Origin of the sequence: Pseudomonas sp. KBN10P06128, from assembly GCF_037574945.1 — a bacterium.
Lineage (GTDB): Bacteria > Pseudomonadota > Gammaproteobacteria > Pseudomonadales > Pseudomonadaceae > Pseudomonas > Pseudomonas aeruginosa.
In genome coordinates this window covers 959,580-981,476 of sequence record NZ_JBBELR010000001.1, presented here as the reverse complement: position 1 = coordinate 981,476, position 21,897 = coordinate 959,580, and the positions used below count along the sequence as shown (strand labels likewise).

Below are 21,897 nucleotides of genomic sequence, written 5' to 3'. Positions count from 1 at the left end.
CGCCCTCAGCGGCGGTGCGCCGGTGGGATCGAGTAGGTGCCGACCACATGGGCGACCGGTTCCGCGTCGCCTTCGGAGAACAGCGAGACCTCGCCCATCGCCAGGGTCTTGCCGACCTTCATCAGGCGGCACTCGGCGACCACCCGGCGGTCCGCCGCCGGACGCCGCAGGAAGTTGATGGTCAGGCTGGTGGTCACCGCCAGCGGGACGATGCCGATCTCGCCCAGTACCGCCACGTACAGCGCGACATCGGCGATGGCCATCAGGGTCGGCCCGGAGACCGTGCCGCCGGGGCGCAGGTCGCTGGCGTCGACCGCCTGCCAGACCGTGGCGCTACGCTCGCCGACGGCTTCGACCACGACCCGGGTCTGGGGAAATTCGCGCTGGATGAAACGGGCGATCTGCTCTTTCTTGTCGGTCACGGAACGGGTCCTTGGCAGTAGGAGGAGGAAAGGTACGGTAGTCGGGTCTAGCGGCCACGCGCCTCGCTCGGCGTCATCCCGTAGCGCGCCTTGAAGGCCCGGGCGAAATGCGCCTGGCTGGAGAAACCGTGGCGATAGGCGACCTCGGCGACGTCCAGGCGCCGGCCCTGGGGCGAGGCGAGCAACTGGCGGGCGCGCTCCAGGCGCCGCTCCTGCAGGTAGCGCCCGGGCGAGCTGCCTTCCTGGGCGAACAGCCGCGCCAGGTGCCGGCTGGAGACGCCAGTGGCGGCGGCCACCCGCTCGCAGCTCAGGGCGGGTTCGTCGAGGTGCTGCTGGATGTACTGCTTGGCCGCCAGCAGGTAGGACGCGCCCAGGGCGCTGGCACGGTGCTCGCCGGCATGGTCGCTGATGATGCTCGCCAGCAGGTCGTAGGCTTCCTCCTGGTAGCGCTCGGCATCCTCGCCATGGGGGCTGTCGAGGAAATCCCGGGTACGCTCGCCGAGGGTCCGCACCAGCAGGCGCTGCACCGGGCTTTCCGCGCCGATCTTCAGCGGTCCCTTGAAGTCGCGCAGGCAGCGCTCGGCGAAATCGTCCTGGGGAATGTCGAAGATGAACTGCCGCATCGGTCCGGAAAAACCGAACAGGTAGGGCTTGTCGGTCCGGTAGATAACCAGCTCGCCCGGTTGCAGGAGGTTGCAGCCGTTGTCCTGGTAGAAGAACGACTGGCTGCCCTGCACCAGGGAGACGAAGATCGACTCCTTGGGCACCGCGCGGATCATCGAGCGGTCGCGCTCCACCACGTGCTCGTTGCCGCCGATGCGGGCCAGCCGCAGGCGTTCGAGGCAGAGGTTGTCCTGGGTCGCGGCGAAGCCGGCCTGGGAATACGACGAACATTTCAGGCCAACCAGGATGGAAGCGTTGTAGTCCTCCCAGAACGCCAGCCGCTGCTCCAGGGGAATGTCCTGGGTGCTGGCCCGCCGGGTTTCGAGCAAGGCATGTGCGGGCATTTTTATTCTTCTCGTCGAACGCTGCGTGGACCTCCCGGACCTCAGGCAAGGCCTCCGGGGCCAGGCGCCGGGCCGCTCCGCCGACCTGTCGCGGTCGGTCGGCGAGGCGCCTGGCACCCCGTCATTAACATCTGAATCCTTTCCTCCGTCAATCGCCCTCCAGCCGGCTCCGACGCTGGGCAGGCCAGCTTGGCGGCGCGTCGCGGGTCGCGCCAGGCCATGTCCGAAAAGCGCAAGTTTCCTGGCCGCCAGGGTCAAACCCGGAGGCCCGCCCATGGCTAGAGTCGGCCCGACGATAACAACGACAGAGGCCGCCCCATGCCCGAACTCGCCACCCGTGAATTCTGGAAAGACCTGCAACCGATTCCCGACTGCTTCAAGCCGGACGCCAAGCCCGAGGTCTACCTGCGCAACGCGCCGACCGAGGACGAGCGCCTCTACGTGCCCTTCACCGAGACCGTGAAGTCGCGTCCGCTGTGGATCTCGCCAAGCGAAAACCGCTGGTGCGACATCCTGATGGCGACGAGCGCCGGCCTGGTCAACCGCCACTACCACCCGCACGAGGTGTTCGCCTACACCATCAGCGGCAAGTGGGGCTACCTGGAGCACGACTGGACCGCCACCGCCGGCGACTTCGTCTACGAGACGCCCGGCGAGGGCCACACCCTGGTGGCCTACGAGCACGAGCAGCCGATGCGTGCGTTCTTCATCGTCAAGGGGCCGCTGGTCTGGCTCGACGAGAAGGGCAACGCGGACGGCATCTTCGACGTCCACGACTACATCGCGATGTGCCGCGCGCACTACGACAAGATCGGCGTCGGCGCCGCCTACATCGACTCCCTGTTCCGCTGACCCCGGGCGCGCGCCGCCCCGGCGGATGCGCGCCTCCCCGCCGGCCGGCCCGCCCGGCCTGGAGACCGACATGGCGCATAACAACAATTCCGCCAGTTACGAAAACGTCCTGCTCTGCGTGCTGTTCCTGACCTTCGGCTTCGTCTTCTTCGACCGCCTGGCGCTGTCCTTCCTGTTTCCCTTCATGGAACAGGAGCTGCAACTGAGCAACAGCCACCTGGGCATGCTCTCCTCGGTGCTGGCCCTGGCCTGGGCGGTATCCGGCGCGCTGGTCGGCGCCTGGTCCGACCGCCGCGGCCAGCGCAAGCCGCTGCTGATCGTGGCGGTGATCCTGTTCTCGCTGTGCTCGGCGCTGTCCGGGCTGGTCGGCGGCTTCCTCAGCCTGCTGCTGTTCCGTGGCATCATGGGCCTGGCCGAGGGGCCGATCCTGCCGCTCTCGCAATCGCTGATGGTCGAGGCCTCCTCGCCGCATCGCCGCGGCCTCAACATGGGCCTGCTACAGGGCTCGGCGGCCGACCTGCTCGGCGCGGTGATCGGCCCGCCGCTGCTGGTGGCCCTGGCCGAAGCCCTCGGCTGGCGTCACGCCTTCATCGTCTCGTTGCTGCCGGGCCTGCTGATCGCCTGGCTGATCTGGCGCCATGTGCGTCCCGACCCGCCCCGTGCGCAGCGCCCGGCGCCGCGCGCAGAAGAAGCGAAAGGCAAGCGCCTGGCACTGCTGAAGAGCCGCAACATCCTGCTCTGCACCCTGATCAGTTGCGTATTCGTCACCTGGTTCATCGTGCTGATTTCCTTTACCCCGACCTTCCTGGTCAACGCCCGCGGCTTCAGCCCGGCGACCATGGGCAGGCTGATGAGCTGCCTGGGCGTCGCCTGGGTGGTCTGGGGCTTCGCCGTACCGGCGATATCCGATCGCATCGGCCGTCGGCCGACCCTGGTGGCGTTCTCCCTGCTCGCCGCGTGTTGCCCGCTGGCGCTGCTCTATGCGCCGAACGCGACCAGCCTCGGCCTGCTGTTGCTGCTGACCTACACCGGGCTCGGCTGCTTCACCCTGTTCATGGCGACCATCCCGGCGGAGACCGTCTCGCGCAGCGTCATCGCCACCGCCCTCGGCCTGATCATGGGCCTCGGCGAACTGGTCGGCGGTTTCCTCGCGCCGACCGTGGCCGGCTTCGCCGCCGACCGCTTCGACCTGTCCATCGTCATGTGGATGTCCTGCGGCGGCGCCCTGCTCGCCGCGTTCCTCTCGCTGTTCCTGCGCGAAACCGCGCCCGCCGTGCTGGCGCGCCAGCGCAGCGCGCCTACCTCCGTCCTGCAAGGAAACCAACCATGAAAGCACTGCGCTGGCACGCCGCCCGCGACCTCCGCCTGAGCGAACTGGAACGCCAGGCGCCGCGGCCCGGCGAAGTCGAACTGGAAGTCGCCTACTGCGGCATCTGCGGCAGCGACCTGCACGAATACCAGAGCGGCCCGCACTCGATTCCCCAGGCCGAGGCGCACCCGCTGTCCGGTTGCCGCGCGCCGCTGACCCTCGGCCATGAGTTCTGCGGCGTGGTCGCCGCGCTCGGCCCTGGCGTGGAGGGACTGCGCATCGGCGACCGCGTCGCGGTGGAGCCGGAATACCGCTGCGGCGAATGCCGCTACTGCCGGGAAGGCCGCTACAACCTCTGCGAGTCGATGGGCTTCATCGGCCTGATGGGCGACGGCGGCTTCGCCGAGCGCGCGCGGATGCCGGCCTACATGCTGCACCGCCTGCCGGACGCGGTGGGCTTCCGCCAGGCCGCCGTGCTCGAACCGGCCGCCGTGGCCCTGCACGCGCTGCGCCGCAGCAGCCTGGCGCCGGGCCAGCGCTGCGCGGTGTTCGGGCTTGGCCCGATCGGTCTGCTGCTGGTGATGCTCGCCCGCCTGCGCGGAATCGAGGACATCGCCGCGGTCGACGTCAGTCCCGAGCGCCTCGCCCTGGCCGGCGAATTCGGCGCCAGCCGGGCGCTCGACGCCCGTGACGGCGACACGGCGGCGCGCCTGCGCGAAGGCGGCGCGCTCGATTGCGCCTTCGAGGCCGCCGGCAGCCAGGCCAGCCTCGACGCCGCCCTGGCCAGCCTGCGCAAGGGTGGCGAGCTGGTGCTGGTGAGCCTGATGGGCGAGGTCAGGCTGGACGCCTTCGACCTGGTCAACCGCGAACTGCGCCTGCTCGGCAGCGTCGGCTACCGCGACGCCTACCCGGAGCTGATCGCCCTGCTCGCCGATGGCCGCCTCGACCTGGCCCGCGCAGTGACCCGCAGCGTGCCCCTGGAGCAGGCCGTCGAGCACGGTTTCGAGGCCCTGCTGCGCGACAAGTCGCAGGTCAAGGTGCTGGTCAATCCCAACCCGGCCCTGGCCGACGCCTGAAGGAACGATCGCCGATGGTTTTCCAGCACGATATCTACGCCGGCCAGCAGGTGCTGGTCACTGGCGGCAGCTCCGGCATCGGCGCGGCCATCGCCATGCAGTTCGCCGAACTCGGCGCCGAAGTCGTCGCCCTCGGCCTGGACGCCGACGGCGTGCACGCACCGCGTCATCCGCGGATTCGCCGGGAAGAACTGGACATCACCGACAGCCAGCGCCTGCAACGGCTGTTCGAAGCGCTGCCGCGCCTGGATGTGCTGGTGAACAACGCCGGCATCAGCCGCGACCGCGAGGAATACGACCTGGCGACCTTCGAACGGGTGCTGCGCCTCAACCTGAGCGCCGCCATGCTCGCCAGCCAACTGGCCCGTCCGCTGCTGGCACAGCGCGGCGGCAGCATCCTCAACATCGCCTCGATGTACAGCACCTTCGGTTCCGCCGACCGCCCGGCCTACAGCGCCAGCAAGGGCGCCATCGTCCAGCTCACCCGTTCCCTGGCCTGCGAGTATGCCGCCGAGCGCATCCGGGTCAACGCCATCGCCCCCGGCTGGATCGACACGCCGCTGGGCGCCGGGCTCAAGGCCGACGTCGAGGCCACCCGCCGGATCATGCAGCGCACGCCGCTGGCGCGCTGGGGCGAGGCGCCCGAGGTGGCCAGCGCCGCGGCCTTCCTCTGCGGTCCCGGCGCCAGCTTCGTCACCGGCGCCGTGCTGGCGGTGGACGGCGGCTATCTCTGCGCCTGAGCCGCCTTCGCTCCGGATGCACCTGTCCGCTTGGGGCGGACAGCGATTCGCACGACAGAACAACAACAAGACGAGTGCCTTGCCATGAAAACCCTCCGCACCTTGCCGGCGCTGCTCTGCGCCGGTTTCCTCGGTCTCTCCGCGCAGGCCGCCGAAGACAGCCGCAGCGGCCCGCTGGCCGGGTTCGGCGAACGACTCCAGCGCCACGGCGTGAAGACCCACGCGCAGTTCTGGAGCCTGTCGCTGAAGAACCTCGACACCGGCCCGCGCCAGCACAGCTTCGGCAACAGCGGCGACCTGTTCCTCGGCGCCGACCTCGACCTCGCCACCCTCGCCGGCCTGGACGGCGCCTCGCTGCACATCGAGGAAACCCTGTTCATCCTCGACCGCGGCACCGGTCAGCCCACCGGGCCGAGCTGGCAGGGCGCGGTGGGCAGCTACTTCGGCGGCGCGCCGCTGCACAACGACATCGGCGCCAACCAGCTGAGCCTGCTCACCTGGCAGCAGCAGTGGCTGGGCGGACGCCTCGACAGCCATCTCGGACGCACCAATGCGCGGCGCTATTTCCTGATCTACAACTGCGAGACCGTGGTCACCTGCAATGACCCGATCATCGACGCCTCCACCGGCATCCTGCCGCCGCCCTACGGCGCCTGGGGCGGCTACCTGAAGTACCGGGCGACCCCGACCCTGTACCTGCACGCCGGGGCCTTCGAGTCCAACCCGGTGGATTACCTGAAGAAGCGCCATGGCCTCGATTTCGGCACCGACGACGCCAGCGGCACCAGCCTGCTGCTGGGGATCGGCGACAAGCGCGAGGAAAGCCTCGATCCCTACCGCTCGCACTATGAACTCAACGCCTACCTGAACACCGCCAACCAGGTCGACCCGCTCACCGGCGCCAGCGACCACGGCAGCGCCGGCGGCTTCTTCAAGTTCCAGCAGCTGTTCTGGCGCGCCGACGGCGGCCGCCTCGATTCGCCGAGGGCGCTGGGGCTGTTCGGCTCGCTGTCGGTATCGGCCGACGACAAGCAGCCGTTCCGTCATTTCGCCGAGCTGGGCCTGACCTACCATGCGCCGTTCGACCGCACGCGGGACAAGCTCAACCTCAAGGCCAGCTACCTGCGCCTGAACGACCACCAGCTGGAGTTCCAGCGCCAGGCGCGGATCGCCGCCGGCGGCGACGCGAAACTCGGCCAGCGCGACGTGTACGCCCTGGAAACCAATGCGCACATCGCACTGACCCCGCACATCGCGCTGGAGCCGTCGGTGCAGTACATCTTCAACCCGGACAACTACTACAACCCCGGCGCCCGCGAACTGAGCGGCGACGGTTTCGTCGTCGGCCTGCAACTGATGGTCGACATGGGCTCGCTGCTGGGGCTTTAGCGCGCCGCCTGGCAGCCTCGGTCAAGCCCGCCGGCAGGCTGGGACAAGCGGCCGGGCGCGCTTCCCCGTCCAATGGAGTAGCGTCGCGCCCATGGGCGCGGGGCGAAAAAGAACGCCGGGCGAGGCCCGGCAGCACACCCAGAAAGGTGCCGACATGACTTCCACTGCCCGCCGCTCGTTCGACTACATCGTGGTCGGCGCCGGCTCCGCCGGTTGCGTCCTGGCCAACCGTCTTTCCGCCGATCCCGCCGTCTCGGTCTGCCTGGTCGAGGCCGGCCCCAGCGACCGCACGCCGCTCCCCGCCGCCTACATCCGCACGCCGGCCGGGATCATCCGCCTGATCGCCAACCCGAAGTGGAACTGGATGCATCGCTTCGCCGCCCAGCCCGGCACCGCCAACCAGCCGATCGCCTGCCCGCGCGGCAAGGTCTGGGGCGGCTCCAGCGCGATCAACGGGATGATCTACATCCGCGGCGACCGCCACGACTACGACCGCTGGGCATCCCTCGGCAACCGTGGCTGGAGCTACGACGAGCTGCTCCCCTACTTTCGCCGCTCGGAACATTTCGAGCCGGGCGAATCGCCCTGGCACGGCCGCGGCGGCGAGTTGAACGTCGCCGCGCAGCGCAGCCCGGGGCCGATCAACCAGGTGTTCTTCCAGGCCGCCGAGGAAATGGGCTGGCCGTACAACGCCGACTTCAACGGCGAGCGCCAGGAAGGCATCGGCCCGTTCCACGTCACCCAGGTCAACGGCGAACGCTGTAGCGCGGCGCGCGCCTTCCTGCACCCGGCCCTGGCGCGGCCCAACCTCACCGTGCTCAGCTCGGCGCTGACCCTGCGCGTGCTGCTGGAAGGTACCCGCGCCACCGGCGTGGAGATCAGCCAGGCTGGCGAGGTCGTGCAATTGCAGGCACGCCGCGAAGTGATCCTCAGCGCCGGCTCGATCAACTCGCCGCAGCTCCTGTTGCTCTCCGGCATCGGCCCGGCGGCGGAACTGGCGCGCCACGGCATCGTCCAGCGCCATGAGTTGCCTGGGGTCGGCGAGAACCTGCAGGACCACCAGGACATCGTGCTGATGTACCGCACCGAGGCCAAGCTCGGCTACGGCCTGGGTTTCTCGCCGAAGGGCTGGCTGCCGCTGCTGCGCTCGCCCTGGCAGTACCTGTTCGGCCGGCGCGGGGCGCTGACCTCGAACACCGTCGAGTCCGGTGGCTTCCTCCGCCTCGACCCGCAGGCAGAGACCCCGGAGCTGGGTCTGATCGTCGCCCCCGCGCTGAAGAACCAGCCGCAGCGCCTGGTCCCCTTCGGCCACGGGGTCAGCCTGCACGTCGCGGTGATGCACCCGCAGAGCCGCGGGCGGGTCCGCCTGAACTCGCCGGACCCGCACGACCGGCCGCTGATCGAAGCCAACTTCCTCAGCCACCCTGCCGACCTCGATACCCTGGTCCAGGGTTTCCAACTGGTCCGCAAACTGGCCGCCAGCCGCAGCTTCGCCCGTCACCTCAAGGGCGAGCTGGTACCGGGCCCGCAGGTTTCCAGCCGCGGCCAGATCGAGGCCTGGATCCGCGCCAACCTGGGCACCGTGTTCCATCCGGTGGGCACCTGCAAGATGGGCCACGACCAGCTCGCGGTGGTCGACGACCAGTTGCGCGTGCACGGCCTGCAAGGCCTGCGGGTGGCCGATGCGTCGATCATGCCGACGCTGATCACCGGCAATACCAACGCCCCGGCGATCATGATCGGCGAGAAGGCCGCCGACCTGATCCTCGGCAAGCCGGCGCCCCATGCGCCGACGGAACAGCGGCGGGATGCGCCGGAGCTGGTAGAGGCCTGAGCCTCCGGCACTCTGCTCAGAACTGCACGCCCCGGGTCAACCCGCCGTCCACCAGCAGGTTGGTTCCGGTGGTGAAGCTGGCCGCCGGGCTGGCCAGGAACAGCACCGCCCGCGCCACCTCGTCGGGTCGCGCCATGCGCCCCATGGGATTGGCGGCGAGACAACGGGCGAAGGTTTCCGGGCTATCCCGTTCGATCGCGCCCCATACGCCATCTTCGAAATAGACGTTGCCCGGCGACACCGTATTGACCCGAATGCCGTCCTCCGCATGGCGGCTGGCAAGCGTCTTCCCGTAGTGGACCAGGGCCGCCTTGAGCACGCCATAGGGCTCGGCGAACATGTCCACCTCGCGGCCGGAAACACTGGAGATCAGCACCACCGAGGCAGCCTCGGAGCGTTTCAACCACGGCAGGGCGGCAGCGACCATGCCCACGCTGCCCAGCAGGTCGGTCTCGAAAGCGCGCCGCCAGGTGTCCAGGTCTCCGCCACCGGCCAGCGCGCTGACGTTGGGCACAACGATGTCGATGCCGCCCAAGTGCAGCGCCGAGCGCGTTACCCAACCGCGCACCTGCTGCGGGTCGGTGATGTCCACAGACATGCCAAAGGCACGCTCGCCGAAGCAATCCGCTGCTTCGGCCACGCCCGCCTCACCACGGGCGCAGAAGGCCACCTCGGCCCCTTCGGCGAGAAAATGTTCGACGATGGCGCGGCCGATACCGCGCGAACCGCCACTAACCAGCACCCTGCGCTGTGCGAGTTGCAGATCCATGTAATCTCTCCATGAGCGGACGCGATAGGCCCGCAAGCCGGGAAGGAACGCCGGGATCCGATCACCGGACGTAAGGACGGGCGAACGGTAGCGAACGACAAGGTATTCTGGAAATCGAAAAATATTCAGCCAACGATTCGCAAAGCGAGAATACCCAGGTGCAATTGTCTCAGCTCCGCGCCTTCTGCGCCGTGGCCCACACCGGCTCGATCAACGCCGCGGCGAAGGCGCTGAACCGTGTCCCGTCGAGTCTCTCCGTACGCATCCGCCAGCTTGAGGAAGACCTCGGCTGCCAGCTGTTCCTGCGCGAGCACCAGCGTCTGCGCCTGTCGCCGGACGGTCGGCGTCTGCTGGAGCATGCCCGGCGAATCCTTGATCTCAGCGACAGTACCCGGGCCATGATGCGCAACGAAGAGAGCGGCGGCCGCCTGGTGGTAGGTGCCCTCGACGTGGTTCTGGTCGCCTTCATGCCATGCCTGATCGGGCGGTTCCGCCAACGCCACCGCGCGATCGAACTGGACATCCGCAGCGAAGCCTCGGAAGCCTTGGTGCAGCAGGTCTCGGATGGAGTGCTAGACCTGGCCCTGAGCGATGGTCCCGTGCGCTCTCAGACCCTGGAAAGTAGCCTGGCCTTCGTCGACGAAATGGTGCTGGTTACCGAGCTGGATCATCCACCGATCACCAGTCCGCGCGACCTGCGTTGCGCCGAACTGTATGGGTTCCGTCACGACTGCTCGTTCCGCTTCCGCATGGATCGCTGGCTGGAGGAAGCCGACTGCCTGCAACAACTGCCAGTGCTGGAAATCGAGTCCTACCACACCATGCTCGCCTGCGTCAGCGCAGGCATGGGTGCCGCCTGGGTGCTGCGCTCCGTGCTTGCGACGCTACCTGGCAACCACCAGGTCCGCGCGCATCCGTTGCGCGACTATGGCACCACCGAGATCCATTTCATCTGGCACAGCGGCCATCTCACGCCCAACGCGCAACGCTTGATGGCTGTACACCAGGACGCGCTCGTCGAGCGCCGCGACTGAGATTTGGCCCGTGCTATCGCCGCCGTAGGTTTCCACCGCCGTCTCCGCCAGCGCGAGGACCTGGCTGGCGCCGGTTTGGATAGGGCCACTTCGCCAGGGCGATGTATCGGGGCTGTACCGTCGGCGGAGGGATTTGTATGCCGGGAGTACGCGGATACAGAACGATACGCAGCCAAGCGAAGGTCACGCCGACGAACTGACGGGCATCTCTCACTCCCGCCGGCCCATCTCGGCTACCGTTAGGAGACAGCCACCTGGCCCAGTCTCGAGGTCGAGCCCATCGTGCTGAAACGCATTCCGGTAACCCAGCTTCGCCTCGGTATGTTCGTCCAGAGCCTTTGCGGCTCGTGGCTGGACCACCCGTTCTGGAAAAAGGGCGGCTTCCTGCTCGACAACCAGTCCGACCTGCAGCGCCTGCGCGAAAGCGCCGTGAAGGAGGTCTGGATCGACGCCGGCAAGGGCCTCGACCTCCCGGAGGAAGCGGCGGTCTCGGCCGCTGCGGTCCTGCCGGTCACCATGCCGGCCGGCCCTGCGCCGGCGCGGGTCGCCCTGGAGGAGGAAATCCGCCACGCCGCCCTGCTCTGCGGCCGCGCCAAGGCCGCCGTGGTCAGCATGTTCCACGACGCGCGCATGGGCCAGGCCATCGACACCGCGCATGCATCGGACCTGGTGGACGAAATCTCCGCCTCGGTGCTGCGCCATCCCAACGCGCTGGTCAGCCTGGTACGGCTGAAGACCTCGGATGAATACACCTACATGCATTCGGTGGCGGTCTGCGCGCTGATGATCGCCCTCGCCCGCCAGCTCGAACTGTCCGACCCGCTGGTACACGAGGCGGGGCTGGCCGGGCTGCTGCACGACATCGGCAAGATGGCGGTACCCGATCCGATCCTGAACAAGCCCGGCAAGCTCACCGAGCAGGAATTCGGCCTGGTCCGCCGGCATCCGCAGAACGGTGCGCGGATGCTGCTCGATTGCCGCCAGGTCAGCGCCCTGGTGGTGGATGTCTGTCTGCACCACCACGAGCGCATCGACGGCACCGGCTACCCCTTCGGCCTGGCGCAGGAGCAGATCAGCCTGCTGGCGCGGATGGGCACGGTGTGCGACGTCTACGACGCGATCACCTCCGACCGTCCCTACAAGAAGGGCTGGAACGCCGCCGAGGCGATCCGGCGCATGGCCGAATGGAACGGGCACTTCGACCCGCAGGTGTTCCGCGCCTTCGTCAAGGCGGTGGGCATCTACCCGGTCGGCGCGCTGGTCAGGCTGGAAAGCGGGCGCCTCGGCGTGGTCCTCGAGCAACACGGCCGCTCGCTGCTGACGCCACGGGTCAAGGTATTCTTCTCGGCCCGCTCGAAGGTGCCGATCCCGCAGCAGGTGATAGACCTGGGTAGGGCCGGACAGACCGACCGAATCGTCGGCTTCGAGCCGGCGGAGGCCTGGAACTTCCGCAATCTCGACGAGATGTGGACGGGACTGCCGAGCAACGGCGGATCGTATTTCGACGCGGGAACCGGAAAGCCGTAGACGCCTTCCGCCGGCGAGCCGAGCACCGCTCCCGTAGGGCGCATAACGCGAAGCGTTATCCGCCGTTTCGCCGCAACCGGCACCTGCTCCAGGTTGCTTTAAGCGCACCATCGTCGATACTGCTGGCAATCCACCGACAGTTTTCAAGAGGCCATATGAGTCCGCTCCTGGAGACAATCGAAGAGCGCAGCAGAAATGGCTGTGCTCCATCCAAAGCGCTGCTTGCCCTGTGGTCCGCAGGCGCCGACCTGAGGGTTTCCCCGAGGAAGGCTGGCCGCCTATGCGAACTTGCCGTCGTTGCCGCAGCAGGGAAAGCAGGCATGCTCGAGAGCGAGATCGTTGCGGCACGCCGGGCCTATGCCGCCAGCCTGGGAGTGACGCTTAGCGGAGCGATCAGCAACGCCGACGAGCCGGTCCATATCCACCACGCCGTCAGCAATTCCAATCACAACCCCAACGCCTCAAACCGTATCAACCTTGGGAGAGCCCGAGCGTATAAAGAAAGGCGCGAGGAAGGTGATTACTTCTTCATCGACACTTGAATCGCCTGCATAACCGTTATCTCCCCCGCGCCTCAACGGCAGCCCTCTCCAGCAACCACTCCCTGAACGCCAGCATCGCGCTGGTCTCCCCCCGCGACTGCAAGCGCGTCAGCCAGTAGCTGCCGGTACTCACTTCGGTGGCGAACGGACGCCGGATGCTCTCGCTGGCCAGTTGCCGGGCAAACATCGCCGCCGGCGCCAGGGCCACGCCGACACCCTGGCGGGCCGCCTCGAGCATGGCCAGCGAGGTGTCAAAGACGATGCTCCGGGTCAGTGGCGCGTGCGCCGGCAGTCCGGCCGCCTGGAACCACAGCGGCCACTCGTCGGCGCGGTAGGAGCGCAGCAGGGTGTGCTGCAGCAGGTCGGCGGGACTGTGCAACTGGGCGGCGACCTCCGGGCAGCAGAGCACCGTCAGCGGCGCCTCGAACAACGCCAGCGCCTCGGTGCCGTGCCAGGCGCCGCCGCCGAAGCGGATCGCGTAGTCGAGCCCCTCGGCGGCGATGTCGACGCGGTTGTTGTGGGTGGACAGGCGCAGATCGATGAAGGGATGGCGCGCCTGGAAGTCCTCCAGCCGCGGCAGCAGCCAACCGACCGTGAAGGTTCCGACCGCGCCGACGGTGAGCACGTCCCGGTAGTGGCCACCCTCGAAGCGTTCCAGCAGGCCGGCGATGCGGTCGAAGGAGTCACACAGCACCGGCAGCAGGCTCTCGCCCTCGTGGGTCAGCATCAGGCCGCGCGGCAGACGCTTGAACAGGGCCACGCCGAGACGCTCCTCGAGGCTCTTCACCTGGTGGCTGACCGCCGCCTGGGTCACGCACAGCTCGATGGCCGCGCGGGTGAAGCTCAGGTGCCGGGCCGAAGCTTCGAAGGCGCGCAGGGCGTTCAGCGGCAAATGGGGTCGAACCAATCTCTGCTCCAAATTTTTCTAATGGCTGCCGCGAGTATTCGTCGTTTGCCGCAAATCCTGCGCAAGCCTAGATTTTCCCCGCCCGCCGATCAAGGAGCGCTCCCGGGGCGGTTTCTCATGCAGCCAACGACAAAGGACGCCAATCCTCATGCGCGATACCAGATTCCCCTGCCTGTGCGGCATCGCCGCTTCCACACTGCTGTTCGCCACCACCCCGGCCATTGCCGATGAGGCCCCGGCGGATCGCCTGAAGGCACTGGTCGACGCCGCCGTACAACCGGTGATGAAGGCCAATGACATTCCGGGCCTGGCCGTAGCCATCAGCCTGAAAGGAGAACCGCATTACTTCAGCTATGGGCTGGCCTCGAAAGAGGACGGCCGCCGGGTGACGCCGGAGACCCTGTTCGAGATCGGCTCGGTGAGCAAGACCTTCACCGTCACCCTCGCCGGCTATGCCCTGGCCCAGGACAAGATGCGCCTCGACGACCGCGCCAGCCAGCACTGGCCGGCACTGCAGGGCAGCCGCTTCGACGGCATCAGCCTGCTCGACCTCGCGACCTATACCGCCGGCGGCTTGCCGCTGCAGTTCCCCGACTCGGTGCAGAAGGACCAGGCACAGATCCGCGACTACTACCGCCAGTGGCAGCCGACCTACGCGCCGGGCAGCCAGCGCCTCTATTCCAACCCGAGCATCGGCCTGTTCGGCTATCTCGCCGCGCGCAGCCTGGGCCAGCCGTTCGAACGGCTCATGGAGCAGCAACTGTTCCCGGCACTGGGCCTCGAACAGACCCACCTCGACGTGCCCGAGGCGGCGCTGGCGCAGTACGCCCAGGGCTACGGCAAGGACGACCGCCCGCTACGGGTCGGTCCCGGCCCGCTGGATGCCGAAGGCTACGGGGTGAAGACCAGCGCGGCCGACCTGCTGCGCTTCGTCGATGCCAACCTGCATCCGGAGCGCCTGGACAGGCCCTGGGCGCAGGCGCTCGATGCCACCCATCGCGGTTACTACAAGGTCGGCGACATGACCCAGGGCCTGGGCTGGGAAGCCTACGACTGGCCGATCTCCCTGAAGCGCCTGCAGGCCGGCAACTCGACGCCGATGGCGCTGCAACCACACAGGATCGCCAGGCTGCCCGCGCCACAGGCGCTGGAGGGCCAGCGCCTGCTGAACAAGACCGGCTCCACCAACGGCTTCGGCGCCTACGTGGCGTTCGTCCCGGGCCGCGACCTGGGCCTGGTGATCCTGGCCAACCGCAACTATCCCAATGCCGAGCGGGTGAAGATCGCCTACGCCATCCTCAGCGGCCTGGAGCAGCAGGCCAAGGTGCCGCTGAAGCGCTGAAGCGCGCTCGCGAGGGCGACGGAGCGTAGCGGCGCGGGACGCCGGTCCTGGCTATGATGGTGCCATGAGCGCTTCCCCGCCCCTCCGCCAGCCCTGCCCGCCCGGCGCCTGCGTCTGCGAACGCGAGCGCCTGGAGGCGCCCGGCGCGGACCGTCGCATCCTCCTCCTGACCCGCCAGGAAGAGCAGCGCCTGGCCGCTCGCCTGGAAGCCCTGCGCAGCCTGGAAGACCTGGAACACCTGCTGCGGCGCATGGAGGAACAACTGGGCATCCGCCTGCGGATCGCCCCGGCCTTCGGCGAGGTGCGCAGCATGCGCGGCATCCGCATGCGCTTCGAGGAGCAGCCGGGGCTCTGCCGCAAGACCCGCCAGGCGATTCCCGCCGCCATCCGCCGCGGCCTGGAGAAGCGCCCGGAAGTCGCCTACGCCCTGCTCAACGCCCACGACCTGCTGCGCGACGCCTGAAGGCACTGAACGACAGGAAGAGGATGTCGCTCAAGACCTGGGCGGGCTTCAGGAGTATCGGCGGATAACGCCCATGGCGTTATTCGCCCTACAGGCCGCAGCGGATGCAGGCGAGCCCCGGGTCCGCCTGAATTCTTGGCGGGACAGGCCACCGCGCCGGGGTTCAGCTCGCCGACTCCGCCTGCACGTCGCCGAACATCGCCTGCAGGCGGAGCAGGCAGGCATCGCACAGGGTGCGCAGTTCGTCGAGGCGGATGCCGGCGAGGATTTCCATGCCACGCAGCGGATCGGCGCGGCGCAGGGCCTGCTCCAGCTCGCTGGCACGGCCGGCCAGGGCGCTGGCGCCAACGGTGGACGCGCTGCCCTTGATGGTATGCAGGGTCGCGGCGCTGCCCTGAACATCGCCCTCGCCGAGCTGGCGTTCGAGCTGGGCGAAGAGGTCCTGCATATCCGGAACGAAGCGCCGCAACACCTGGACGATCAGCTCCAGGCTGCCGCCGAAACGCCCGACGATATCGCCCCGCGCCTCGACCAGTTCGCCCGCGTCCGCTGCCGTTGCCGGCGCGCCCCTGGCGCCGCTCCTGCCGAGATGACCGAGCAGGCAAAGCACCAGGCGCTCCTTGTCGATCGGCTTCGCCACATGGTCGTTCATGCCCGCCGCCAGGCAGGCTTCGCGGTCGGCCAGCGAGGCGTTGGCGGTCATGGCCAGGATCGGCAGCCCGGCGAAGCGCCCGTCGGCGCGGATTCGCCGGGTCGCCTCGAGACCATCGATATCCGGCATCTGCATGTCCATCAGCACCGCGTCGAACGGCACGCTCGCCTCCAGCACCTGCTGAACGCCCGCCAGCCCACCGTCGGCGAGGGCCACCCGGGCGCCCTCGCTGCTCAACAGCTCGGCGGCGACCTGGCGGTTCAGCGCGTTGTCCTCCACTACCAGCAGACGCACGCCCCGCAACCGCTGGGTGCGCTCCACCGGGCGCGGCGGCGGGTTGGCCGGGGCGCCCTGTTCACCGTGCAGGGCATGCAGCACCGAGTCGGCCAGTTGCTTGGGCGTGACCGGCTTGGTGAGAAAATCGACGAAGGGCGGCGCGCTGTGGTCGCGCGCATCGGCCAGCACCTCGCGGCCATAGGCGGTGATCATGATCACCATGGGCGGCGGCAGGTCGCCCTGCAACTGGCGGATCAGTTGCGCCGCGCTGAGGCCGTCGAGATCGGGCATGCGCCAATCCATCAGCACCACGTCGTAGCGACGGCCTTCGGCCATCGCCGCCTGGACCCGTGCCACCGCCTCGCTGCCGCTGCCGACGCAGTCGGCGCGCCAGCCGAGGGCGCCGACCGTGCGTTCGAGCAGCTCGCCGGCCACCAGGTTGTCGTCCGCCACCAGCAGCCGCAGCGGTTCGCCGGCCCCGGGGCAGGCCGCACGCAGCGGTTGGTCGTGGGCGACGTCGAGGTCCAGGTCGAACCAGAACCGGCTACCGCTGCCCGGCGCGCTCTCGACCCGCAACTCGCCGCCCATCAGGTCGACCAGGCGCTTGCAGATGAACAGGCCGAGGCCGGTGCCGCCGAAGCGTCGCGAGGTGGACGCCTCGGCCTGGGTGAAACCTTCGAAGATGCGCTGCTGCTGTTCCGCGCTGATGCCGATGCCGGTGTCCGCCACCAGCACCCGCAGGCGCACCAGGTGGGCGTCGTGCGCCAGACGCCGCAAGCTCACCAGGACGTGCCCGCGGGCGGTGAACTTCAGTGCGTTGCCGGCCAGGTTGATGAGGATCTGCTGCAGGCGCAGGCGGTCGCCGACCACCGCGCTGGGCAGCTCGGGATCGATGTCGAAGATCACCTCGACGTCCTTGTCGCCCTGGTTGCCGGAGAGCACCACGGCCAGGTCCTGCATCAGCGGCTCCAGCTCGAAGGGGAGCATTTCCAGGACCAGCTTGCCGGCCTCGATCTTCGAGTAGTCGAGGATGTCGTTGAGCAGGCCGAGTAACGAGGTGGCCGCCGAGCTGGCCTTGTCCAGGTAGTCGCGCTGGCGTTCGTTGAGATCGGTCTGCCGGGCCAGTTGCAGCATGCCCAGCACGGCATTCATCGGCGTGCGGATCTCGTGGCTCATGTTCGCCAGGAACGACGACTTCGCCGCGCTGGCGGCGTCCGCCTGCTCCTTGGCCTCGCGCAGGCGCGCCTGCAGTTGCTGGTCGCTGGTGATATCGATATTGATCCCGGTGACCTGCAGCGGGTTGCCGTCGGCGTCGCGCTCGACCTGCGCGCCGGCCTGGATGAAGCGGATGCCGCCGTCGGGCAGCACCACGCGGAAGATCACATCGTAGTTGCCGCGCCCCTCCACCGCCGCGCGCAGGCTGGCCTCGGTGCGCTCGAGGTCTTCCGGATGCAGGCGGCTGCGCCAATGCTCGTAGACCAGGCCGCCGTCGCGCAACGCCAGCGGCTGGCCATACAGCTCGCACATGCGCTCGTTCCACTGCAGGCTGTCGTCGGCCAGGTTCCAGCGCCAGATGCCCAGGCGCGCCACGTCGGCGGCCATTTGCAACTGGTCGCGCGCCGCGGCCATCTCGCGCTCGGCGTTGCGCCATTCGGTGACATCGACGGCGATGCCCAGGTAGCCGTTGATCGCCCCAGCCTCGTCGCGCAGGACGGTAACCGAAAGCGTCACGCTGAGCGGCGAGCCGTCCTTGCGCAGATAGGTCCATTCGCGGGTCTCGGCGCCCTCCTGCTCGGCCCGCGCCACCAGCACGCGGAAACCCTCCTCGCCCAGCTCCTGGCCGCGGGCGAGCAACTCCCGCTCGCTGTGCAGCAGGGTCGGCGAGGCCTTGCCGACCACCTCGTCGGCGCGGTAGCCGAGCATCCGCTCGGCACCGAGATTGAAGCCGCTGATGATGCCGTCGCGGTCGAGGGTGATGATCGACACCTCGGACGCCGCCTGCAGCACGCTGCCGAGCAGTACGTTCAACCGACGCAGTTCGGCGGTACGCTCGGCGATCTGGTGCTCCAGGCCGGTATTGAGTTCGCGGATGCGGGCCTCGGCGGCCTTCTTCGCGGAGATGTCGCGTACCGTCTTCGAGGCGCCGACCACGCCACCGTCCGGACCGAGGATCGGCGAGACGGTCACCGCCACGTCGAGCAGGTGGCCGTCCTGGTGCCGGCGCACGGTATCGAAGCTGACCACCTGTTCTTTACGGGCGATGCGGGCGAGGATGTCGAGTTCCTCGTTCTCCTTGGATGGCGGCACCAGCAGGTCCACCACCCGCCGCCCGACCGCCTGCTCCTCGCGGTAGCCGAACAACGCCTCGGCCCCGCGATTCCAGTCGCTGATGACGCCGTCGAGGCCGACGCCGATGATGCCGTCCGCCGAATTGCCGACGATCGCCGCCAGCCGCGCCTGGGTCGCCGCCTCCCGATGCCGGCGCTGGCGGCCGAGGGCGCTGGCGTTGACCAGCGCCGCCAGCAACAGGCTGACCAGGCTGCCGGCCAGGAACAGGATGCGCGGCGAAGGCTGGTGCAGGCGCTGGACGAACAGCGGCAGTGCGCTGAACGCCATCTGCCAGTGCCGACCGTAGATCTCCCGCCGCAGCATGTGGCCGAACAGGCGTTGAGCCGGCGCCGCGGCGCCGTTGACGAAGAAGGGCACGGCAGCGCCGTCGCCGGTGACGTCGCTGAGTTCGAGGTGGATCGCCGCATTGTCGATGGGCAACCCGGCCAGCACCTCGCCGGTCAGCAGCGGCGCATAGCTCCAGCCGAAGCCTTCGAGTTCGCGCTGGGGCCCCGGCGGTGGAGTGATGCCGCTGCGGTAGATCGGCATCAGGATGAGGAACGATTGCTGGCGCAAGCCGCTGGCCTGGACCAGGGTGATCGGCCCCGTCAGGCGCACCTGCCCGGTCTCCAGGGCGGCGCGGGCGGCCTCCCGGCGATTGGCTTCCGAGGCGATGTCCAGGCCCAGCGCCTGGCCGTTGCGCGCCACCGGCTCGATGTACTGGATGACGTAGCGCTCGCCATCGTGCGGAGTCAGTTGCTGGATGCGGAACTCCGGCTGGCCGTCGGCCCGCGCCTGGCGCAGGAACCCGGCCTCGTCGGCGGCCGCCACCCGGCGGATGAAGCCGAAGCCGCGGGCGCCGGGAAACTCGCGGTCGATGTCGCGGGTCAGGCTGTAGCGGCGGAACAGTTCGCGGTCGATGTGCGCCTCGCCCGCCGTCAGCAAGGCACCGCGCACCCCACGCAAGCCATACTGGTAGAGTTCCACGCGGCGGGTCACCGCCTCGGCCAGCAGTTCCGCCTCGCGTTCCAGCGCCATCCGCGCCTGTTGCTCGTTGACCAGCGCCAGCCCCCAGGCGCCCAGCCCGGACAGCAGCAGTCCGAGCGCCAGTGTCGCGCCCGCCCAGCGGCTCAGCCTGAACTTGCTCTGTTGTACGTTCACCCGATATTCCGTCCCTGCGCCGGCCCGGCGCGGGGCAATCCCGCACTCCCTGCGCCTTTTCGTCACAGAAGACTAGATCAAGCGGGCGGATTCCTCCGCCGAATCATCCGACCCCAGGTATGACCGCTCACAACGACGTGCTTTTCAGCGCCTCCGCGTAGCGCAGTGCGGCGAACAGGGCGAGCAGCAGGCCGGCCAGCGCCAGCGCGGCGCCGACGTTGCCGATCGAGGCCAGGCCCATGCGTTCGCTGACCACGCTGCCGAGCAGCGCGCCGGCGCCGATGCCGACGTTGTACAGGCCGGAGAACAGCGCCATGGCCACGTCGGTGGCGTCCGAGGCGAGGCGCAGGACGCGGGACTGCTGGGCCAGGCCGAAGCACATGATCGACATGCCCCAGAGCAGGCTGAGCGCCATCAGCCAGGTCGGCTGCGCGGACAGCGGCAACAGCAGCGCCAGGCTGCTGCCCAAGGCGAGGATCGCGGCCAGCAGGAAGCCTCGCGGGAAAGCCTCGCTGTAGCGGCTGAAGAGGATCGAACCGAAGATCCCGGCGCCGCCGAACAACAGCAGCAGCAGGGTGGTCGCCTCGCCGCTCATCTGCGCCACCTGCTTGGCGAAGGGCTCGATGTAGCTGTAGGCGGTGAACTGGGCGCTGATCACCACCACGGTCAGCACGTACAGGCAAACCAGCGCCGGGCGTCGGAACAGCATCGGCAGGCTGCGCAGGGAACCGGAGTTCTGGCTTGGCAGCAGCGGCAGGGAGCGCGCCAGGTAGAGCAGGGTCAGCACCGAGAGTCCGGCGATGGCCATGAAGGTGGTACGCCAGCCCAGGGCCTCGCCGACCACCCGCCCCAGCGGGATGCCCAGGACCATCGCCAGGGTGGTGCCGGTGGCCAGCAGCCCTAGCGCCTTGGCCTGCTGTCCCGGCGGCGCCACGCGCACCGCCAGCGAAGCGGTGATGGCCCAGAACACCGCGTGGGCGAAGGCAATGCCGATCCGGCTGAGCATCAGCACCTGGAAGCTCCAGGCCAGCCCGGACAGCACGTGGCTGGCGATGAACAGCAGGAATACCCCGACCAGCAGCTTGCGCCGCTCGATATTGCGGGTCAGCAGCATCATCGGCAACGAGGCCAGCGACACCACCCAGGCATAGATGGTCAACATCAGGCCGACCTGCGAGGTGGGCATCTCGAAGCTGTGGCCGATGTCGCTGAGCAGGCCGACCGGGACAAACTCCGTGGTGTTGAAGATGAAGGCGGCCAGGGCCAGGGCGATCACGCTCAGCCAGCTGCCGCTGCGGGTTTCGGAGGTGCTGTCCATGGGGCGTTCGGTTCCGGAGCAGGGGGCGGACGGGCAGGTCCCGCGACCCTCGCCACGCACGACGGAAAACGCCCCGGACGCAAGGGTCCGGGGCGGCGATGTGCGTTGGATGGTCGTTATAGGTATTGGAGGGAACTGCCGAATCCCGCGATTCTACGCCGGGACGCCGTGCGCTGCACGCCCGCCCGGCGCTCCGGCGACCGTCCCGGAGCGATGGGACGGCTCCGGCAGCATCAGGCAGGCCATCATCTCGCCCCAGGGCGCGAGGCCCTGTTCGACGAAGCCGGCGTCCCGATAAAGCTGGCGAGCCACGTCGTTGTCGACGGCGTAGGCGACCATCAGGCGATCGCTGCGCCGCCTCGTCCGGCGCACGCTGGCGATGATCCGTTGCAGGGCGGCGCGGCCATGCCCCTTGCCCTGGTAGCGGCGGTCGATCATCAGGCGGTAGAGCCAGTAGTGGCCGTCGTCGGCGTCGGGGCCGTAGAGGGCGAAGCCGACCATGCGCCCGCCGTGGTGGATGCCGACCGCGCGGAACCCCGGCAGGAAGCGGCTCTGGGCCAGCGAATAGAGGTTGGAAGCGACGAAGTGCGCCTGGTGGCGGGCGACCTTCAGGTCAATGCAGGTTTCCCAGTCGTCGCGGGTGATGGTTCTGAGTTCGATCATGGATGACAGGCTCTTGGAAAAAGGAGGAAAGAAAGTCGCTAGGTACGCTGCTGGACTGTTCATACGACATGCTTCGTTCCTCCCTTCGACTGGCCGAGCATCCGGCGGAAACGCAACGATATCAGGAGAAGAGTCGATTATCCCAGCCGATGCCGGATCTTTTCGTCCACGGCTAGTGGCAGGATTTCCCCGCTGCCAGGCCGGCGACAGATAAATTCGAGATTTTCCTTGTCAGATCAGTCAGGTTCTCGCTATTACATTTAACCAAGACCCTGGAGCCAAGCCC

18 protein-coding genes are annotated in these 21,897 nt (G+C 68.5%); 11 read left to right on the top strand and 7 right to left on the bottom strand.

Annotated elements, in window-relative coordinates; translation table 11 throughout:
• Positions 1-5 precede the first annotated feature (5 nt).
• Together VQ065_RS04545 and VQ065_RS04540 are read right to left on the bottom strand one after the other, a co-directional pair.
• Positions 6-422 (bottom strand): PaaI family thioesterase, encoded by a 417-nt coding sequence (locus VQ065_RS04545; RefSeq protein ID WP_003104529.1) that lies wholly within the window; start codon positions 420-422, stop codon positions 6-8.
• Between the two features lie 47 nt (positions 423-469).
• A complete protein-coding gene (locus tag VQ065_RS04540) occupies positions 470-1,429 on the bottom strand; it encodes a helix-turn-helix domain-containing protein (RefSeq protein WP_003093398.1) in 960 nt (319 codons plus the stop codon).
• 318 nt (positions 1,430-1,747) lie between these two features.
• Here VQ065_RS04540 and VQ065_RS04535 point away from each other — a divergent pair, with 318 nt between their 5' ends.
• From VQ065_RS04535 to VQ065_RS04510, 6 genes are all read left to right on the top strand, one after another.
• Positions 1,748-2,281, top strand: coding sequence for a 2,4'-dihydroxyacetophenone dioxygenase family protein (locus tag VQ065_RS04535; RefSeq protein ID WP_003093399.1), 534 nt, complete (start codon positions 1,748-1,750; stop codon positions 2,279-2,281).
• Between the two features lie 70 nt (positions 2,282-2,351).
• Positions 2,352-3,611 (top strand): MFS transporter, encoded by a 1,260-nt coding sequence (locus VQ065_RS04530; RefSeq protein WP_340080360.1) that lies wholly within the window; start codon positions 2,352-2,354, stop codon positions 3,609-3,611.
• The gene (locus tag VQ065_RS04525; RefSeq protein ID WP_023098443.1) at positions 3,608-4,666 is read left to right on the top strand and encodes a 2,3-butanediol dehydrogenase; all 1,059 of its coding nucleotides are present in this window, start codon (positions 3,608-3,610) and stop codon (positions 4,664-4,666) included. Before VQ065_RS04530 ends, VQ065_RS04525 begins: the two co-directional genes overlap by 4 nt.
• A gap of 14 nt (positions 4,667-4,680) precedes the next feature.
• Complete coding sequence (locus VQ065_RS04520) at positions 4,681-5,406, top strand: SDR family NAD(P)-dependent oxidoreductase (RefSeq protein WP_003093405.1); 726 nt, start codon at positions 4,681-4,683, stop codon at positions 5,404-5,406.
• A gap of 84 nt (positions 5,407-5,490) precedes the next feature.
• A complete protein-coding gene (locus VQ065_RS04515; protein ID WP_003093407.1) occupies positions 5,491-6,795 on the top strand; it encodes a carbohydrate porin in 1,305 nt (434 codons plus the stop codon).
• A 154-nt stretch (positions 6,796-6,949) separates the two neighbouring features.
• Positions 6,950-8,629 (top strand): GMC family oxidoreductase, encoded by a 1,680-nt coding sequence (locus VQ065_RS04510; protein WP_003110144.1) that lies wholly within the window; start codon positions 6,950-6,952, stop codon positions 8,627-8,629.
• A gap of 16 nt (positions 8,630-8,645) precedes the next feature.
• Here the strand turns inward: VQ065_RS04510 and VQ065_RS04505 are convergent, their stop codons facing one another.
• The gene (locus tag VQ065_RS04505; protein WP_003093411.1) at positions 8,646-9,398 is read right to left on the bottom strand and encodes an SDR family NAD(P)-dependent oxidoreductase; all 753 of its coding nucleotides are present in this window, start codon (positions 9,396-9,398) and stop codon (positions 8,646-8,648) included.
• 158 nt (positions 9,399-9,556) lie between these two features.
• Here VQ065_RS04505 and VQ065_RS04500 point away from each other — a divergent pair, with 158 nt between their 5' ends.
• From VQ065_RS04500 to VQ065_RS04490, 3 genes are all read left to right on the top strand, one after another.
• Positions 9,557-10,432, top strand: coding sequence for a LysR family transcriptional regulator (locus VQ065_RS04500; RefSeq protein WP_003093413.1), 876 nt, complete (start codon positions 9,557-9,559; stop codon positions 10,430-10,432).
• Between the two features lie 282 nt (positions 10,433-10,714).
• On the top strand, positions 10,715-11,959 hold the full coding sequence (locus VQ065_RS04495) for a cyclic di-GMP phosphodiesterase (RefSeq protein ID WP_003093415.1): 1,245 nt from the start codon (positions 10,715-10,717) through the stop codon (positions 11,957-11,959).
• A gap of 320 nt (positions 11,960-12,279) precedes the next feature.
• On the top strand, positions 12,280-12,501 hold the full coding sequence (locus VQ065_RS04490) for a hypothetical protein (protein ID WP_003093418.1): 222 nt from the start codon (positions 12,280-12,282) through the stop codon (positions 12,499-12,501).
• A 16-nt stretch (positions 12,502-12,517) separates the two neighbouring features.
• On the opposite strand, the gene ampR is transcribed toward VQ065_RS04490, so the two are convergent.
• Positions 12,518-13,408: a LysR family transcriptional regulator AmpR gene (gene ampR, locus VQ065_RS04485; RefSeq protein WP_003132323.1), complete on the bottom strand. Its 891-nt coding sequence runs from the start codon at positions 13,406-13,408 to the stop codon at positions 12,518-12,520.
• A 148-nt stretch (positions 13,409-13,556) separates the two neighbouring features.
• Here ampR and VQ065_RS04480 point away from each other — a divergent pair, with 148 nt between their 5' ends.
• Together VQ065_RS04480 and VQ065_RS04475 are read left to right on the top strand one after the other, a co-directional pair.
• Complete coding sequence (locus VQ065_RS04480; protein ID WP_003093423.1) at positions 13,557-14,750, top strand: class C beta-lactamase PDC-35; 1,194 nt, start codon at positions 13,557-13,559, stop codon at positions 14,748-14,750.
• 64 nt (positions 14,751-14,814) lie between these two features.
• Complete coding sequence (locus VQ065_RS04475) at positions 14,815-15,213, top strand: hypothetical protein (protein WP_003093424.1); 399 nt, start codon at positions 14,815-14,817, stop codon at positions 15,211-15,213.
• Between the two features lie 163 nt (positions 15,214-15,376).
• On the opposite strand, the gene VQ065_RS04470 is transcribed toward VQ065_RS04475, so the two are convergent.
• The 3 genes from VQ065_RS04470 to VQ065_RS04460 all read right to left on the bottom strand — a co-directional run bounded on the left by VQ065_RS04470 (position 15,377) and on the right by VQ065_RS04460 (position 21,611).
• Positions 15,377-19,630 carry a PAS domain-containing hybrid sensor histidine kinase/response regulator gene (locus VQ065_RS04470; protein ID WP_003093425.1) on the bottom strand — a complete coding sequence of 1,418 codons (4,254 nt, stop codon included), beginning with the start codon at positions 19,628-19,630 and terminating at the stop codon, positions 15,377-15,379.
• A gap of 127 nt (positions 19,631-19,757) precedes the next feature.
• Positions 19,758-20,948, bottom strand: a complete 1,191-nt coding sequence (locus tag VQ065_RS04465; RefSeq protein ID WP_003093428.1) for a sugar transporter — start codon at positions 20,946-20,948, stop codon at positions 19,758-19,760.
• 153 nt (positions 20,949-21,101) lie between these two features.
• Positions 21,102-21,611 (bottom strand): GNAT family N-acetyltransferase, encoded by a 510-nt coding sequence (locus tag VQ065_RS04460; RefSeq protein WP_003093430.1) that lies wholly within the window; start codon positions 21,609-21,611, stop codon positions 21,102-21,104.
• Positions 21,612-21,897: the final 286 nt, after the last annotated feature.